A 14,940-nucleotide genomic window follows, 5' to 3' on the forward strand; every position below is an offset into this window, starting at 1 on the left:
GCACAAATATCTAGATTTTAATATTTACCCACAACAATATGTATTGATCCAAAAAAACTCTGACTTCATGTCTTGGATGTCTTTTTGAGAAACTATTTTAAATAACTCATTAAAAGAATCTCATATCTAAATTCACGAAATATAATGGCTAAGATGCCCTCTTGAATTAAAACAGAATAGGTATGTATTGATTAAAATACTTAAATCTTATCTTGATAGTAATGAGTTGTGGTAATTCTTGTAGGTATAGTTAAAAAGGTATTATTTAACACGGCTACTATTTCTTCTATAAAAATAGGAGAAGATATATACAATTAGTAGATATGGAGAGAAAATTAGAAAAAACATAAAAGCCTTAAGTGACCAACCAACTCCCAACATGTTTGTTTCTAATTCTTTTACTTTATCTAAATTTTCAATGGTTACATTTCTAAATCTTTCCATGTCATTCATTGCATCAAAATTATATCCATAATGAGAAAGTAGAAAATCATTTGAAAAGTTTACCCATCATCCTACAATTAAAATCAAAATAAATGTTGTTATGAGGGCAGTGAGTAGATATACGATGAAAATGTTTTTAGTATTTCGTTTATATATTTTATTTAATACCAGAATCGGTAAAGCGACTAAAGCTATTGTTGATATAAATGTTATTACTTTTATTATAATTTCCATGTGATGGCTATTTGTAGTTGTAGAAAAGAATTACTAAGTAATCTAATTTGGTTTATTGTAGTATCTAAATGTAAAGTTCTCCACGCATTGTTATAGCCGAAGATCCGCCAACTAAAATATCATTTTCTCTACTCATTACTTCAATTATTGAAGATTGATTTAATTTTACGCCTTGTAGAATCTTATATTCTGTATTGGGTTGTGTATACTTGTTTTTTGTCAAAAAACCGATTAGAGGCCCTGCAGCAGTTCCTGTAGCGGCATCTTCTTCTATTCCGATTATTGGGTTGAAAAATCGGGCTTCAACAATATTGTCCTGGTTTTTATCAGTAATAGTAAAACAATAAAAGCCTTCAAATTGATGCTCTTTTGAAATTTCGATTAGGAGTTTGCTATCTGGAGTACAGTCGTTGAGTAATTGGCTATTTCTAATAGGAACCATTACGTGTGCAACTTCTGTTTGAACTACCGTTGGAACTAACATATTAACTTCTAAATCCTCAATTTTTAAACCGAGTGCTATCGCTATCTTATAAGTAGGAATTTGATGTTTAACAACAGCTTGTTTTTGATGCATTTGTACAATTGGATATTGTGTCACAGAATCAAAACTTGCGGTTAATCGTATTGGTGAATGTTTCATAATTACAAAACGATTGTTTTCATCTTGTTCAGCGAATATTGGTAATTTTTTTAATAATGCACCACTAACAGCTCCTAATAAGTTGTGACCTGCTCCATCTATTTCAAAACCCATAGGTGTAAACGAACGAACATTAAGCGCTTTTTCTTTTGTAGAGTAATAAACAAAAGATGTTTCAGAGTATCCAAATTCCTTTGCAATATTTTGGTAAACTTCTAATTCTAAATCACCATCAGTAAAAACGACAGACAAAGGATTTCCTTTGTAACTTGTATTGGAAAACACATCCAAAACATAGTATTCTAATGCTATTCTTTCTTTCATATCTATCTTTTTAATGAGTTTTTGTCAAATAATCTATTGACTTTCATATTCGTCTAATTCTTTCCAACAAACTTCTATTTCGCGTTGAATTTGTTTTTCTAATTTTGGGACCTCATTTATAATCCAAAATTGACTTTCTTTAGACAAGTAGTATTCATTTTCATTAAGCTTAAAATTCATTGCTCCTATAATTAATGGAATCATGTCATTAACCTTCGATGTTCTATTTGCGAAATTTGGACCTATTAAGTATTTTAATATGTCTTTTTCGTATTCAGGTTTATAATATAGAATATGACTGACCATTGGAAAATAGAAATAAAAAAAACTATTTGTGTTAGAAGCATATTGAATTTTATTGAGTTCAGAAATTAAAATATCTGATTGTACATTGCTAGTTTCTAGACTCAATTCTTTTAGTAATTCATACGTTTTCTTTGCACTAGGTGCTATGTCTCCAAATTTTTTGAGATATGAAAAAGCTTTTTCAAATTGTGAATTGCGATTAATTTTTTCCTTATTCAATTATTATTTTTCAGTTTAGTATTTATTTAATGTTTTTTACGATCCATTTTGTTGAATTAATAGCTATTTACAAAGGTTATTTCTCGTAAGGTTTAAATTCTTCAATATCATGATATCCAAAAATTTCAATTTCTGGGTGTTCATTTATTAAAGTTCTGATTTTATCTAATGAGTTTAATCTTAACTCATTGTCTTCGGCTCTCATTCTGGCTAACTGGTTTACAGGATGCTTATTGTCGTTGAGTTCTATCCTCATATAATAAGCATCTGCAATATAAAATATCCATTTGCCTTCTTTTTTTAAAGCTACTCCACAATGTCCTAAGGTATGTCCAAAAAGTGGAATAAGGAAAATTTCTGTTTCGGCATTTGTAGCTACTTTTCTCGCTTCAAATCCGAACCAATTGTAATCGGATTTATTGTATGTCTTGATTGTTGGGTTATGGGATAATGGCGCTTTTAAATATCTTGGATTTCCTGAATTATAGCTTTCGTATTCTTCAATTCCCACATGAACTGTTGCATTAGGAAAGTCGGCAAGCCCACCAATATGATCATTATCCAAATGTGAAATAATGCAATCGGTAACTTTTTTAGGATCGAGGCCTAATTTTTCAATTTGTCTAATGGCGGTTTGATTTTCGTTAAAATTATAACCAACCATATTTATGAGGTCTTGTCCTATTCTTTCTAATGGTTTTTGGATGTCTAAAAGTCCAATGCCTGTATCTATTAAAATGAGTTTATCGTCCTCTTTAATTAGAAGGCAATGTCCGCAAACATTGTCATTTACTGGTGAAACAATTTTTACACAGTTTAAATGATATATTTTTTTCATGATTTTTTATTGTAGTATTAGTGGTGGATAGTCACTTAATGTAATTGTTTATTATATGATAACTTTTCTAGTTATGCTAAAATAGTGTTTTTTTAATTGGTTTATTATTCTCACAAATTTATGCTTTTTGTAAATATAAGTTGCGTGAGGGATAGTAGCGGATAGCCCGCAGCCTGACGAAGGAAGTGTGAGGACTTGCAGCGAATAGCCCGACCTGAAGTTTACGGAGGGACACGCCCGCAAAAATATTCGCATTCAGTTTCTTATATTTGTAAACGCAAATTTAAGAAAAGTAAATCATGGCAAAAGGACCTGAGAAAAACACCAAAAACAAGGCTTTACATACCAAATTGCTAAACCGGAAAAAGTCTAAACTTCAGGAGGAGAAAAAGGAAAAAGCATTACGTTTAAAAGCTTTAGTTGCAAAAATGAATCAGAAAGGGAATAGTAACGAATTGGATACTAAATAAATCCTATTGTATTTTTTTTGCTAGAATGAACACTTAACAATCTCTAAGTATAGAAGTTAATAAGATTGATGATGTTAAGGTGTGTTTAGTGTTTAAAAATGAAAAAATTATCAAAATATATAATTTAATTTCTGTTTAGTAGTTAAAAAAATATATTTTAGCGGTTAAATTAACTTAACCCAATCAGATGAAAATTTTAAAAAAAATTACCTTTTTTGCTTTTGCTATTTTTGCTTTAACAATGTCTTTCTCATGTAGTAACAATGACTCTTCTGACGAGGATGAGATTGAAACGACAGAAAATTTCATTAAATTTAAATATAAAGGAGCTTCTTATTCTTTTGATCCTGGATTAGTGACTTCGGATGCAATGAACTTAATGGGCTTTCAAGGTATTGATGATACATATAAAAGTGTTTCGTTATGGATGCCTTTAAACGCTACAGCAGGAAGTCATCCTATTGTTTATGATTTACAAAGTCTCAATACAACTTATCAAGTAGAATTTAAATTTTTACCTGAAATCGGTAATGCTAAAGTAACATCAGGAACCATTACTATTACTGCTATTGATAGTAAAAAAATTCAAGGAACATTTAATTTTTCTGGGACAAATGAAGGAACAGCATTTACTGTAACTGATGGTAGTTTTAATTTCTATAGATTTTAAATAATTAAATAAATAAATTTTAACCGTAGTGAGTATAAGCTTACTGCGGTTTTTATATATAAATACTTTCTGATCTTTATATTTTGATGTAGTTTTTGTAAAGGAACCTTAATAAATTGATACAATTTGTGATTAAAATAAAAAGCGTTTCTTTTCTCCATTTTTTACCCGAAATTTGCACCAAACTTTTTAAACATAAAGGATATGGAATTTGGTAGAATAATAATTTCTGAAACGGCAATGAATAGTGAAAATCTTCAAGATGTGATTCACTCAAATATTTCGGTAATTAACTTAATGCGCGAAGAAAAAATTGATGATGACCTGATTCATGAAGATGCTTTAATGAGTTATTATTTAGATTATTATGCCGCACAATATACAGAAGGGAATTTTGCTCAATTTGTATATAATTCGAGTTGGAATACGGAATTAAATGAATTAATAGAAGAAGGTTTGGCATTACTTGGTGCCGAAAAACATTTGGAGCTATTTCAACAACAAAGCAAAAAAGTAAAATTAATGAGTAGTGTAAAACTCAATAAATTCTTGAAAGGTAAACTAGAAGGTGTGAACCCAATAAGAGATTTGCTTAACAATGATACTTTTTACGAAATAGATGAAAATCTTGTTACCCTGAATGCTAATTTTTTAAAATCACATCCAGATTTAGAAGTTCTTTCAGTAGATGATATGTTTGCTGCTTTGGAGGAGTTTGTGGGGCATGAGATTAAAAGGGCTTAAGGAAAGTTCTGAGAAGCAAAGACTCAAAGGTTTGGGTTTGTGTGAAATGAAGTTTGTGAGAGGAGAGATGAAAGAAGAAAGAAGAAAGAAGAAAGAGGGATTTGGGAATAATGATGTTATAAAGTAATAAGAACTATATTAGGGATAAACGATATGATACTTTGATTATATTTGTCTATATTTAATTAAACTTTTGCGTCTCTTTGTGTGGTCTTAGCGCAACTTTGCGAAATAGCTTTGGCACAATGTTATGTAATAATTTCTTCTTACAAATAAGAATTTACCTTTAGCTACAAACTTTGTCTAATTCTTAGCAAACATTTCCTTAAATTTGCTTCCTTAATATATAAAAATACAATAGTTACAAAATTTAAGCTATGTTACAAATCGCATTTATTAGAGAGAATCAGGAAAAAGTAATCGCAGCTTTGGCAAAACGAAATATCGATGCCAAAAGCGCTGTTGAAGAAGTGGTGCAACTAGATGAAAAACGTCGTTCAACTCAAGTTGAGTTAGATAACATTTTGTCTGAATCTAATAAATTATCCAAAGATATTGGCGAATTGATGAAGGCGGGCGAAAAATCTAAAGCTGCAATCTTAAAAGAAAAAACAGTTGTATTAAAAGAGAAAAGTAAAGACTTAGCTGATAAAGCTGAAGTTTTGGCACATGAATTAACTCAAAAGCTATATACATTACCAAATCTTCCAGCTGATATTGTACCAGCAGGAAAAACTCCAGAAGAGAATTTGAATGTTTTCGAAGAAGGTGAAATTCCAGTGTTGCATGAAGGTGCACAACCGCATTGGGATTTGGTAAAGAAATATGATATTATCGATTTTGAGCTAGGTGTAAAAATTGCTGGAGCTGGATTTCCTGTTTACAAAGGAAAAGGAGCCAGATTACAACGTGCCTTAATCAATTATTTTTTAGATAAAAATACTGCTGCTGGATATAATGAAGTACAAGTGCCGCATTTGGTAAATGAAGCTTCAGGTTATGGAACAGGTCAATTGCCAGACAAAGAAGGGCAAATGTATCACTCGACGATTGATGATTTATATTTAATCCCAACTGCCGAAGTTCCTGTAACGAATTTATTTCGTGATGTTATTTTAAGTGAAAGTGAATTACCAGTTTTATATACTGCCTATACACCTTGTTTCCGTCGTGAAGCAGGTTCTTATGGGGCGCACGTACGTGGGTTAAATCGTTTACACCAATTTGACAAAGTCGAAATTGTACGTGTTGAACATCCAGATAATTCATATAAAGCGCTTGATGGAATGGTGGAGCATGTGAAAAATATTCTGCAAGAATTAAAATTACCATACCGAATTTTACGTCTGTGTGGCGGCGACATGGGTTTTACAGCAGCATTAACATATGATTTTGAAGTTTTTTCTACAGCGCAAGATCGTTGGTTAGAAATTAGTTCAGTATCTAATTTTGAAACTTTTCAGGCAAATCGTTTGAAATTACGTTTTAAAGATAAAGATGGAAAGAATCAATTGGCTCATACGTTAAACGGAAGTTCATTGGCATTACCAAGAGTTCTTGCTGGAATTCTTGAAAACTACCAAACGCCAGAAGGAATCGTAATTCCAGAAGTATTACGTCCATACTGTGGGTTTGATATTATAGATTAATATTTAGTATTCAGTTATAGTATTTAGTACCAGTTGCAGTTTTTAGTTTCCAGATGGTGACCGAAAACTGTGACTGAATACTGTTACTGCGATTACATACTACAAATAAAAACGAAGATGAAAAAGCTCTTTCTATTTATTACTTTATCATTCTCGCTATTTGCGTTAGCCCAAAATGAGCAATTAGCGCAATATTATTATGATAAAGGTGATTTTGAAAAAGCAAAAATCAGTTATCAGGAGTTGTTGGATAATAATCCTTCGAATACACAATATTTTTATAGAGCAATTGACTGCTATCAGCAATTACAGCAGTTTGATGTAGCTGATAAAATTATCCAAAACCGTTTTAATAAGTACAAACAAGGTACTATTTTAATAGAATTGGGGTATAATTTTCAATTGCAAAAAAATGATGCTAAAGCCAAAACTTACTACGATCAGGCTTTAGATAAGATTTTGACCAACCCTAATGAAGTTTTTGGAATTGCCAATTCTTTTGAGAAAAAAGTATTATTAGAATATGCTCTAAAAGCGTATCAGCAAGCAACCAAAATTCAACCTAGTTTTAATTTTAATTTTCAGATTGGTTTGTTGTACGGGCAAATGGGTAAGACTGATATGATGATTGAAACATTGTTGACAGAGTCGTATACCAATCAGCAAAACACACCACTTATTCAGAGTCAGTTATCGAGATTTATGGCTGATGAAGCCGATACAACATTTAATGATGCATTGCGAAAATCCCTTATTTTAAGGACTCAAAAAGAACAAGATGTTTTTTGGAATCGTTATTTGAGTTGGTTTTATGTGCAACGAAAAGAATTTGGAAAAGCTTTTATTCAGGAAAAAGCGATTTATAAACGTGATCCCGAATCGCTTTCAAGCATTGTTAATTTGGCTCAGTTTGCTATTGATGATGACGATCCAGAAGCTGCGCAAGAGATTTTAGCTTTCGTTTTAGAGAATACAAAAGACTTGGATTTACTTGTACAGGCAAATACCTATTTGTATAAAATAAAAATCGATAAGGCTACTGAAAAAGAATATCCAACAATTAACACGGAGCTTCAAGGACTGCTAACAACTTATGGTGTAAGTCCTTTTACTTTATCTTTGCAATTAATTCAAGCTCATTTTTTGGCTTTTGATTTAAAAAAATCGGAGGAAGCTAAAGCGATTGTGAAAAAAGCACTCGAATTGCAACTTAATGGCTATCAACAAGCACAAGCTAAAATGGAATTAGCGGATATTTTGCTTTTTGAAGAAAAATTTAATCAGGCGTTATTGTATTACTCACAAATAGAATTGGACTTGAAAAATGATGTTATGGCACATGAAGCAAGTTTAAAAGCGGCCAAAACAAGCTATTTTAAAACTGATTTTGTTTGGGCTTTAAAACAGTTTAAAGAGCTTAAATCAGCTAGTACGCAGTTAATTGCAAATGATGCCTTAGAGTATTTTTTATTGATAAATGATAATACGGTTGCCGATTCTACACAAACGGCTTTGAAGCAATTTGCTAAGGCGGACTACCTTATATTTCAAAATAGAAACCAAGATGCAATAGTACAATTTCAAAATATATTAAAAACTTTTAAAGGACAAGAAATAGAAGCCGTAACTTTGCTGCGATTAGGACAGATTTACGAAGATTTAGGCGATTATAATTCGGCGATAAGCCAATATCAATTGATTATCGATCAGCATAGTGACGGAATTTATATTGATGAAGCTTTGTTCTTTTCGGCAGAGATTTATAATAAGAAATTACAGGATTTTGAAAAGGCAAAGGCCTTATACGAAAAAGTAATTTTTAATCATCAGGACAGTATTTATTTTGTAGATGCCAGAAAGAGATATAGGGAATTAAGAGGCGATACTAATTTATAGCTAAGTTTAATTGGTTATTCGTTTAACCAATTAATCGAAAAAACGATTAAACAGATAAAAATGATTATTTACAACATTACTACAAACATACATGAAAGTGTGCATGACCAATGGTTAAATTGGATGCAACAAAAACATATTCCTGAAATTTTAGCAACAGGAAAATTTTCATCGGCAAGAATCGTAAAAGTTTTAGTAGATGAAGAAATGGGGGGAACTACTTACTCTGTTCAATATGTAACCGATAGTAAGGAAACCTTAGAAAAATATTATCTTGAAGATGAACCCGCTTTTAGTCAGGAAGCATTGCGATTATTTGCAGATAAGATGCTTTCTTTTAGAACAGAATTAGAGTTTATCTCAGAGCATTAATTAATACGGTATTCAATTTTTAGATGGATCGATATTTCGAAAAATCTAATAATCTGAAAATATAAAAATGGAAATTAGATTTCAAACAAAAGAAGAAAGTAATAAACAACAACAATAAGATTTCTTGAAGTTGTCTAAAACCGAAAGGCTATATAGTTTTTTTCGTTTGATGGAGCGTGTGAGCAAGTTTCCTGTTAAGAATAAAGATAATTTTCGGATTGTTATAAAATCAAAGTAGGATGTTAAAATTGTGGGATCAAAAGATTGACTAGTTCCGTAACCTATTTTAGGGAAATAAAATTTTTGATGAAGCTTACAATGACAGTGAGGAAGTAACTGTAAATGACAAAACATTTTTAAGATGGAATGTTCTGTCTTTAGAAGATTTGATTATAAGTAAAATTAAAGCCAATAGAGCTAAGGATTTGCTAAATATTCAGTAACTTCTAGAAATTAATAAAAAATAGATTATTTGATATTTGGGTGGATTGATATTTCGAAAAACTCAATAATCTAACAATCTGATAATCTAAAACAAATGGAAAAAGTAAAAGCCAAAAAACATCTCGGACAGCATTTTCTGAAAGATGAAAGCATCGCTAAGGCAATCGCAGATACGTTAAGTTTAAAAGGATATGAAGAGGTTCTGGAAATTGGACCAGGAATGGGTGTGCTAACAAAATATTTGTTAGAAAAGCCAATCAATACCTATGTTATCGAAATTGATACTGAATCGGTAACTTATCTAGATGAGAATTATCCAAAATTAAAAGGTAAAATTATTTCAAAGGATTTTTTGAAGTATGATATAAATGAAGTTTTTGAAAAGAAACAATTTGCTATAATTGGTAATTTTCCGTACAATATTTCGACTCAAATTGTTTTTAAAACATTAGAATATCGCGATCAGATTCCGGAGTTTTCGGGAATGTTTCAAAAAGAGGTAGCGCAACGTATTTGTGAAAAGAAAGGGTCAAAAGCTTACGGAATACTTTCGGTTTTAGCACAGGCTTTTTATGATACTGAGTATTTGTTTACAGTAGATGAGAATGTATTTATTCCGCCTCCCAAAGTAAAATCGGGTGTTATGAAAATGACCCGAAAAGAAGATTACAGTTTGCCTTGTGGCGAAAAGTTATTCTTTACAGTTGTAAAAACAGCTTTCCAACAGCGTAGAAAAACGTTACGTAACAGTTTGAAAACATTAAATTTATCAGACAAGTTAAGAGAAGACACTATCTTTGATTTGCGTCCGGAACAACTAAACGTGGCAGAATTTATAGCATTAACTCAGAAAATAGAAGCCGATGGAGTTTAAAATCAGCAAAGGTCTAATACAAGAATTAGAAAGTCTCATTCAAAGTAAAAACGACAAGCAATTGGAAGTTTTATTGAATGATATTCACCATGCTGATATTGCCGAAATCCTGGATGAATTGGATTTTGATAAAGCAACTTACATATTTAAAGTATTAGATAGCGAAAAAACCGCCGAAATTCTTCTAGAGTTAGAAGATGATTTGCGTGAAAATATATTAAGCAGGCTTTCGCCAAAAGAGATTGCCGAGGAGCTTGATGAATTAGAAACAAATGATGCTGCCGATATTATTGGTGAATTATCGAAAGATAGAAAAGCCGAAGTAATATCTGAGCTTCAGGACGTAGAACATGCCAAGGGCATTGTCGATTTATTACGTTACGCCGAGAATACTGCAGGAGGAATCATGCACAAAGAGTTAGTAAAAGTCAATGAAAATTGGAATGTACTTACTTGTGTGAAAGAAATGCGAATTCAGGCAGAGAATATTTCAAGAGTGCATTCTATTTATGTAGTTGATGATGAAGATAGATTAAAAGGACGTTTGTCGCTTAAAGATTTATTAACTACTTCTACACGAACTCCAGTTAGTGAAGTTTATATTAAAAAATTACATTATGTAGATGTAGAAACTCCTGATGTTGAAGTAGGACGTATCATGGAAAAATATGACTTAGAGGCAATTCCTGTTGTAGATGAACTGGGACGCTTGGTAGGTCGCATTACAATTGATGATGTTATTGATGTCATAAGAGATGAAATAGAAAAAAGAGACACAGAGGACATTCAGAAATTTGGGGGTTTGGAAGCGCTTGAATTACCGTATGTAGAAACGACTCTTTTTGAAATGGTCAAAAAAAGAGCTACCTGGCTGGTGGTTTTGTTTATTGGAGAAATGTTTACTGCATCTGCAATGGGCTTTTTTGAAGGAGAAATAGAGAAAGCTGTAGTTTTAGCATTATTTGTCCCCTTGATTATTTCTAGTGGAGGTAATTCGGGTTCACAAGCTGCAACACTTATTATTCGTGCCATGGCGTTAAAAGAATTAACGCTAAAAGACTGGTGGTATGTAATGAAAAAAGAAATCGCATCAGGATTTTTATTGGGTTCTATATTAGGAATTGTAGGCTTTGTAAGAATTATGATATGGCAAAAAACAGGATTGTATGAATATGGAATCCATTGGTTTTTTGTTGCACTAACTGTTTCTTTTTCATTATTATTTATTGTGTTATGGGGAACGCTTTCGGGTTCTATGATACCATTTATGTTAAAGAAACTTAAACTAGATCCAGCAACTTCATCGGCGCCATTTGTAGCAACATTAGTCGATGTAACAGGATTAGTTATTTATTTTACAATTGCATCCATATTATTAAAAGGCAGGTTATTATAAAAAATAAGGCATAAAACTAAATATAATTAACCACTATATTTTATGCTTTTAGAGTCTTTTTAAGACTCAAACTATTAAACCAAAAACAACCAAAAAACTATAAATTACGACTAGAATGAAAGTACACATAATAGGAGGAGGAAACCTTGGGGTTTCTATAGCCTTAGGAATTGCAAAATTTTCAAAGAACAATCAGGTTACGATTACCAGAAGAAATACAGCTAGTATTTTGTATTTACAAGAATTAGACATTACAGTTTCATCTGATAATAAACACAAAATACAAGAAGCAGATCTTATTATTTTGACTATAAAACCCTATCAGGTTGATACGGTTTTGGCCGAAATTCTACCTGTAATTTCTAACAAAACAATAGCTTCGGCAGTAAGTGGTTTAGCGATAGATGTACTTCAGGATAAAACCAATCAAGAGCATCATGTGGTTCGAATCATGCCCAATATTGCAGCGCAATTTGGAGAATCGGCTACATGTATTTCATTTAGCGAAAAAGATAAAGCACAAGCGTTACCAGTTGTAACTTTATTTGAGGATTTAGGTACAGCACCAATTATTGACGAAAAATTAATGGATGCTGCAACTGTTTTAGGAGCTTGTGGTACAGCGTATGCATTACGATATATTCGTGCTTCGATGCAAGCGGGTATCGAAATAGGATTTGATTCTCAAACAGCATTAGCAATAGCGGCGCAAACTGTAAAAGGAGCTGCTAAAATGTTACTTGAAGAAAAAGTACATCCAGAACAGTTAATAGATAGAGTGACTACGCCACAAGGCTGTACAATCGTTGGTTTGAATGAAATGGAACACAACGGCTTTAGTTCATCACTAATAAAAGGAATTAAAACTTCTTTAAAACAAATTAAGGGATAATTTTAAAATAAGACTTATAAAAAAAGGACTTTCGGTTTAAACTGAAAGTCCTTTTTTGTTTTAAGTATGTTTGATTTTTTTCTTTGAAAGAGAAAATTTTAAGTAGATGAAACCTAATAGTCCTGCCATAAAAGAAGCAAGTAAAATAGCTATTTTAGAAAAAGTAATTACTTCGGGTTCATTAAAAGCTAGTAAGGTTATAAAAATAGACATCGTGAACCCAATTCCTCCTAGCATTCCTGCACCTATAACATACGACCACTTAAGCTCTTTTGGTAATGTGCAGACTCCTAATGTAACACCTAAGAAAGTAAATAGAGCTATTCCTAATGGTTTTCCAACTACTAAACCTAGAATGATTCCTAATGTATTAGGATGACTTAAACCTTCGTGCCAGTCAGAGTTAATGGCAATACAAGTATTGGCCAATGCAAATAGTGGTAAGATAAAAAATGCAACAGGTTTGTGTAAAAAGTGCTGTAGTTTATAAGAAGAAGTTTTCTTACCTCCATCTCCAAACGGAATTACAAAAGCTAATAAAACACCTGTTATAGTGGCGTGAACTCCAGAATTAAGCATAAAATACCACATGATAACTCCACCTATTAAATAAATAAAGAGATTGTGAATTTTCATTCGGTTAAAAATAAATAATACGCCTAAAACAGCAAAAGCAAGAGCTAGATTTAGAAAAGATATACTTGTAGTATAAAATAATGCAATAACTATAATAGCGCCTAAATCGTCGATTACAGCAAGAGCAGTAAGAAAGACTTTAAGAGAAGAAGGTACTTTATTTCCTAAAAGAGATAAAATTCCAATTGCGAAAGCAATGTCGGTAGCCATAGGAATTCCTGCTCCGTTTTGAGTAGCAGTTCCAAAATTCAATAATAAAAATATTCCAGCAGGAATTAGCATTCCACCTAAAGCGCCAAAAATGGGTAAAGAAGCATTTTTTATACTGGTTAATTCACCTTGATAAATTTCGCGTTCTAATTCTAATCCTATTAAAAGAAAAAAGATGGTCATCAAACCATCATTTATCCAATGTGTTATTGAATGATGTCCAATGTTGGTTTCCCAAAAAGCAATATAATCAGTTTGGAATATTGAGTTGGCTAGAAAAAGAGAAAGAATAGTTACGAAAAGTAAGAGGAGCCCTCCAGATTTTTCACTTTGAAAAAAGGCCTTAAATGTTTTTGTTAATTTCATTTTTTGGAATAAGGTTGAAAATGCATTATTTTCAAAGTTAAAAAAATATAACCAATAAAACAGGAAATATTGGTTTTTAGAGGAGTTTTAGTATTGGCAATTTAGTAGATAAACGGTATAACCCATATTTTTTTTGTTACTTTGTTAGTCTAATTTAAGTTATAATTTCATGCCAATTAAAGTTTTACATATCGATAGCAATCATCCCATTCTTTGGAAACAATTAGAAGAAGCAGGATTTGAAAATCATGCTGATTTTACTTCAACTAAAGAAGAAATTGAAGCAAAAATTCAGGATTATCAAGGAATTGTAATTAGAAGTCGTTTTAAGATTGATAAACAATTTATAGATAAAGCAACAAATTTAAAATTTATAGCACGAGTTGGAGCAGGACTAGAAAGCATCGATTGCGATTATGCGCTCTCTAAAGATATTGAACTCATTGCTGCTCCTGAAGGAAACCGTAATGCAGTTGCCGAACATACATTAGGAATGATTCTTTCTCTTTTTAATAAACTGAATCTTGCCGATAGCGAAATACGTTCGGGACAATGGAATAGAGAAAGTAACCGTGGTCATGAACTTGATGGGAAAACAGTAGGGATTATTGGTTACGGGAATATGGGTAAAGCATTTGCGAAAAAATTAAGAGGTTTTGATGTAGAGGTTTTGTGCTATGACATTAAGGATAATGTTGGGGATGAAAATGCTAAACAAGTTTCGCTAAAAGTACTTCAAGAGAAAACTGATGTGTTGAGTTTACATATTCCGTGGACTCCAGAAACGGATAAGATGGTAGATGCAAAATTTATCAACGCATTCAAAAAACCAATATGGATCATTAATACTTCAAGAGGTAAAAATATTGTTACTGCTGATTTGGTAGCGGCAATGGAATCAGGGAAAGTACTTGGAGCTGGTTTGGATGTTTTGGAATATGAGAAATTATCTTTTGAAACACTTTTTCAGGATAAAAATACACCAGAAGCCTTTCAGTATTTATTAGATGGAAGAAAAGTGATTTTAACTCCACATATTGCGGGTTGGACATTTGAAAGTCATGAACGATTAGCGCAAGTAATTGTCGATAAAATTAAAGCGGTTTGTTTGTAGATAACACACTTGGTGAGTTTTGTTTTTCGAATTTAATAACGAGTTTTTTCTTGTAAATACTCTAGTAATAATTAGCTTTATTTGTTAATTTTTAATAATATTGCTCCTGATTTTTAGAAAGAATTAATCTAAATAGTTTTTTTTAAATCAAGGAGTAACCGAAAATTCAAAGAGTAGGAATTAACAAAATCAATAATAA

General features: G+C 31.6%; 14 protein-coding genes. 10 read left to right on the plus strand and 4 right to left on the minus strand.

Features of this window, described 5'->3' with window-relative positions; genetic code table 11:
• Window positions 1-742 precede the first annotated feature (742 nt).
• From OIU80_RS06485 to OIU80_RS06495, 3 genes are all read right to left on the minus strand, one after another.
• Window positions 743-1,645: a PhzF family phenazine biosynthesis protein gene (locus OIU80_RS06485; protein ID WP_264286230.1), complete on the minus strand. Its 903-nt coding sequence runs from the start codon at window positions 1,643-1,645 to the stop codon at window positions 743-745.
• Between the two features lie 33 nt (window positions 1,646-1,678).
• The gene (locus OIU80_RS06490) at window positions 1,679-2,170 is read right to left on the minus strand and encodes a hypothetical protein (protein ID WP_264286231.1); all 492 of its coding nucleotides are present in this window, start codon (window positions 2,168-2,170) and stop codon (window positions 1,679-1,681) included.
• Window positions 2,171-2,246: 76 nt separating this feature from the next.
• Window positions 2,247-3,008 carry an MBL fold metallo-hydrolase gene (locus OIU80_RS06495; RefSeq protein ID WP_264286232.1) on the minus strand — a complete coding sequence of 254 codons (762 nt, stop codon included), beginning with the start codon at window positions 3,006-3,008 and terminating at the stop codon, window positions 2,247-2,249.
• Window positions 3,009-3,307: 299 nt separating this feature from the next.
• Between OIU80_RS06495 and OIU80_RS06500 the strand changes: the two genes are divergently transcribed.
• The 9 genes from OIU80_RS06500 to proC all read left to right on the plus strand — a co-directional run bounded on the left by OIU80_RS06500 (window position 3,308) and on the right by proC (window position 12,415).
• Window positions 3,308-3,478: a hypothetical protein gene (locus OIU80_RS06500; RefSeq protein ID WP_264286233.1), complete on the plus strand. Its 171-nt coding sequence runs from the start codon at window positions 3,308-3,310 to the stop codon at window positions 3,476-3,478.
• A gap of 187 nt (window positions 3,479-3,665) precedes the next feature.
• Entirely contained in the window at window positions 3,666-4,148 is a 483-nt protein-coding gene (locus tag OIU80_RS06505) for a hypothetical protein (RefSeq protein WP_264286234.1), read from the plus strand.
• Between the two features lie 204 nt (window positions 4,149-4,352).
• The gene (locus tag OIU80_RS06510) at window positions 4,353-4,892 is read left to right on the plus strand and encodes a DMP19 family protein (RefSeq protein ID WP_264286235.1); all 540 of its coding nucleotides are present in this window, start codon (window positions 4,353-4,355) and stop codon (window positions 4,890-4,892) included.
• Between the two features lie 377 nt (window positions 4,893-5,269).
• A complete protein-coding gene (gene serS, locus OIU80_RS06515) occupies window positions 5,270-6,541 on the plus strand; it encodes a serine--tRNA ligase (RefSeq protein ID WP_264286236.1) in 1,272 nt (423 codons plus the stop codon).
• A gap of 117 nt (window positions 6,542-6,658) precedes the next feature.
• Window positions 6,659-8,437, plus strand: a complete 1,779-nt coding sequence (locus tag OIU80_RS06520) for a tetratricopeptide repeat protein (RefSeq protein WP_264286237.1) — start codon at window positions 6,659-6,661, stop codon at window positions 8,435-8,437.
• Between the two features lie 60 nt (window positions 8,438-8,497).
• Window positions 8,498-8,809, plus strand: a complete 312-nt coding sequence (locus OIU80_RS06525; protein ID WP_264286238.1) for a DUF4286 family protein — start codon at window positions 8,498-8,500, stop codon at window positions 8,807-8,809.
• Between the two features lie 538 nt (window positions 8,810-9,347).
• The gene (gene rsmA, locus OIU80_RS06535) at window positions 9,348-10,127 is read left to right on the plus strand and encodes a 16S rRNA (adenine(1518)-N(6)/adenine(1519)-N(6))-dimethyltransferase RsmA (protein WP_264286239.1); all 780 of its coding nucleotides are present in this window, start codon (window positions 9,348-9,350) and stop codon (window positions 10,125-10,127) included.
• A complete protein-coding gene (gene mgtE / locus OIU80_RS06540) occupies window positions 10,117-11,523 on the plus strand; it encodes a magnesium transporter (RefSeq protein ID WP_264286240.1) in 1,407 nt (468 codons plus the stop codon). Before rsmA ends, mgtE begins: the two co-directional genes overlap by 11 nt.
• A gap of 115 nt (window positions 11,524-11,638) precedes the next feature.
• Window positions 11,639-12,415, plus strand: a complete 777-nt coding sequence (gene proC / locus OIU80_RS06545; RefSeq protein WP_264286241.1) for a pyrroline-5-carboxylate reductase — start codon at window positions 11,639-11,641, stop codon at window positions 12,413-12,415.
• A gap of 60 nt (window positions 12,416-12,475) precedes the next feature.
• Here the strand turns inward: proC and nhaA are convergent, their stop codons facing one another.
• Window positions 12,476-13,627, minus strand: coding sequence for a Na+/H+ antiporter NhaA (nhaA, locus tag OIU80_RS06550; protein WP_264286242.1), 1,152 nt, complete (start codon window positions 13,625-13,627; stop codon window positions 12,476-12,478).
• A 169-nt stretch (window positions 13,628-13,796) separates the two neighbouring features.
• On the opposite strand from nhaA, the gene OIU80_RS06555 reads away from it, so the two are divergent.
• Complete coding sequence (locus OIU80_RS06555) at window positions 13,797-14,741, plus strand: 2-hydroxyacid dehydrogenase (protein WP_264286243.1); 945 nt, start codon at window positions 13,797-13,799, stop codon at window positions 14,739-14,741.
• The last annotated feature ends 199 nt before the right edge of the window (window positions 14,742-14,940 follow it).

Origin of the sequence: Flavobacterium frigoritolerans (assembly GCF_025847275.1) — a bacterium.
Classification (GTDB): Bacteria; Bacteroidota; Bacteroidia; order Flavobacteriales; family Flavobacteriaceae; genus Flavobacterium; species Flavobacterium frigoritolerans.

Bases quoted from the DNA above. Each gene is read 5' to 3' on its own strand.
- OIU80_RS06485 (WP_264286230.1), bottom strand. From the start codon at position 1,645: ATGAAAGAAAGAATAGCATTAGAATACTATGTTTTGGATGTGTTTTCC.
- OIU80_RS06495 (WP_264286232.1), bottom strand. From the start codon at position 3,008: ATGAAAAAAATATATCATTTAAACTGTGTAAAAATTGTTTCACCAGTA.
- OIU80_RS06500 (WP_264286233.1), top strand. From the start codon at position 3,308: ATGGCAAAAGGACCTGAGAAAAACACCAAAAACAAGGCTTTACATACC.
- OIU80_RS06505 (WP_264286234.1), top strand. From the start codon at position 3,666: ATGAAAATTTTAAAAAAAATTACCTTTTTTGCTTTTGCTATTTTTGCT.
- OIU80_RS06510 (WP_264286235.1), top strand. From the start codon at position 4,353: ATGGAATTTGGTAGAATAATAATTTCTGAAACGGCAATGAATAGTGAA.
- serS (WP_264286236.1), top strand. From the start codon at position 5,270: ATGTTACAAATCGCATTTATTAGAGAGAATCAGGAAAAAGTAATCGCA.
- OIU80_RS06520 (WP_264286237.1), top strand. From the start codon at position 6,659: ATGAAAAAGCTCTTTCTATTTATTACTTTATCATTCTCGCTATTTGCG.
- OIU80_RS06525 (WP_264286238.1), top strand. From the start codon at position 8,498: ATGATTATTTACAACATTACTACAAACATACATGAAAGTGTGCATGAC.
- rsmA (WP_264286239.1), top strand. From the start codon at position 9,348: ATGGAAAAAGTAAAAGCCAAAAAACATCTCGGACAGCATTTTCTGAAA.
- mgtE (WP_264286240.1), top strand. From the start codon at position 10,117: ATGGAGTTTAAAATCAGCAAAGGTCTAATACAAGAATTAGAAAGTCTC.
- proC (WP_264286241.1), top strand. From the start codon at position 11,639: ATGAAAGTACACATAATAGGAGGAGGAAACCTTGGGGTTTCTATAGCC.
- nhaA (WP_264286242.1), bottom strand. From the start codon at position 13,627: ATGAAATTAACAAAAACATTTAAGGCCTTTTTTCAAAGTGAAAAATCT.
- OIU80_RS06555 (WP_264286243.1), top strand. From the start codon at position 13,797: ATGCCAATTAAAGTTTTACATATCGATAGCAATCATCCCATTCTTTGG.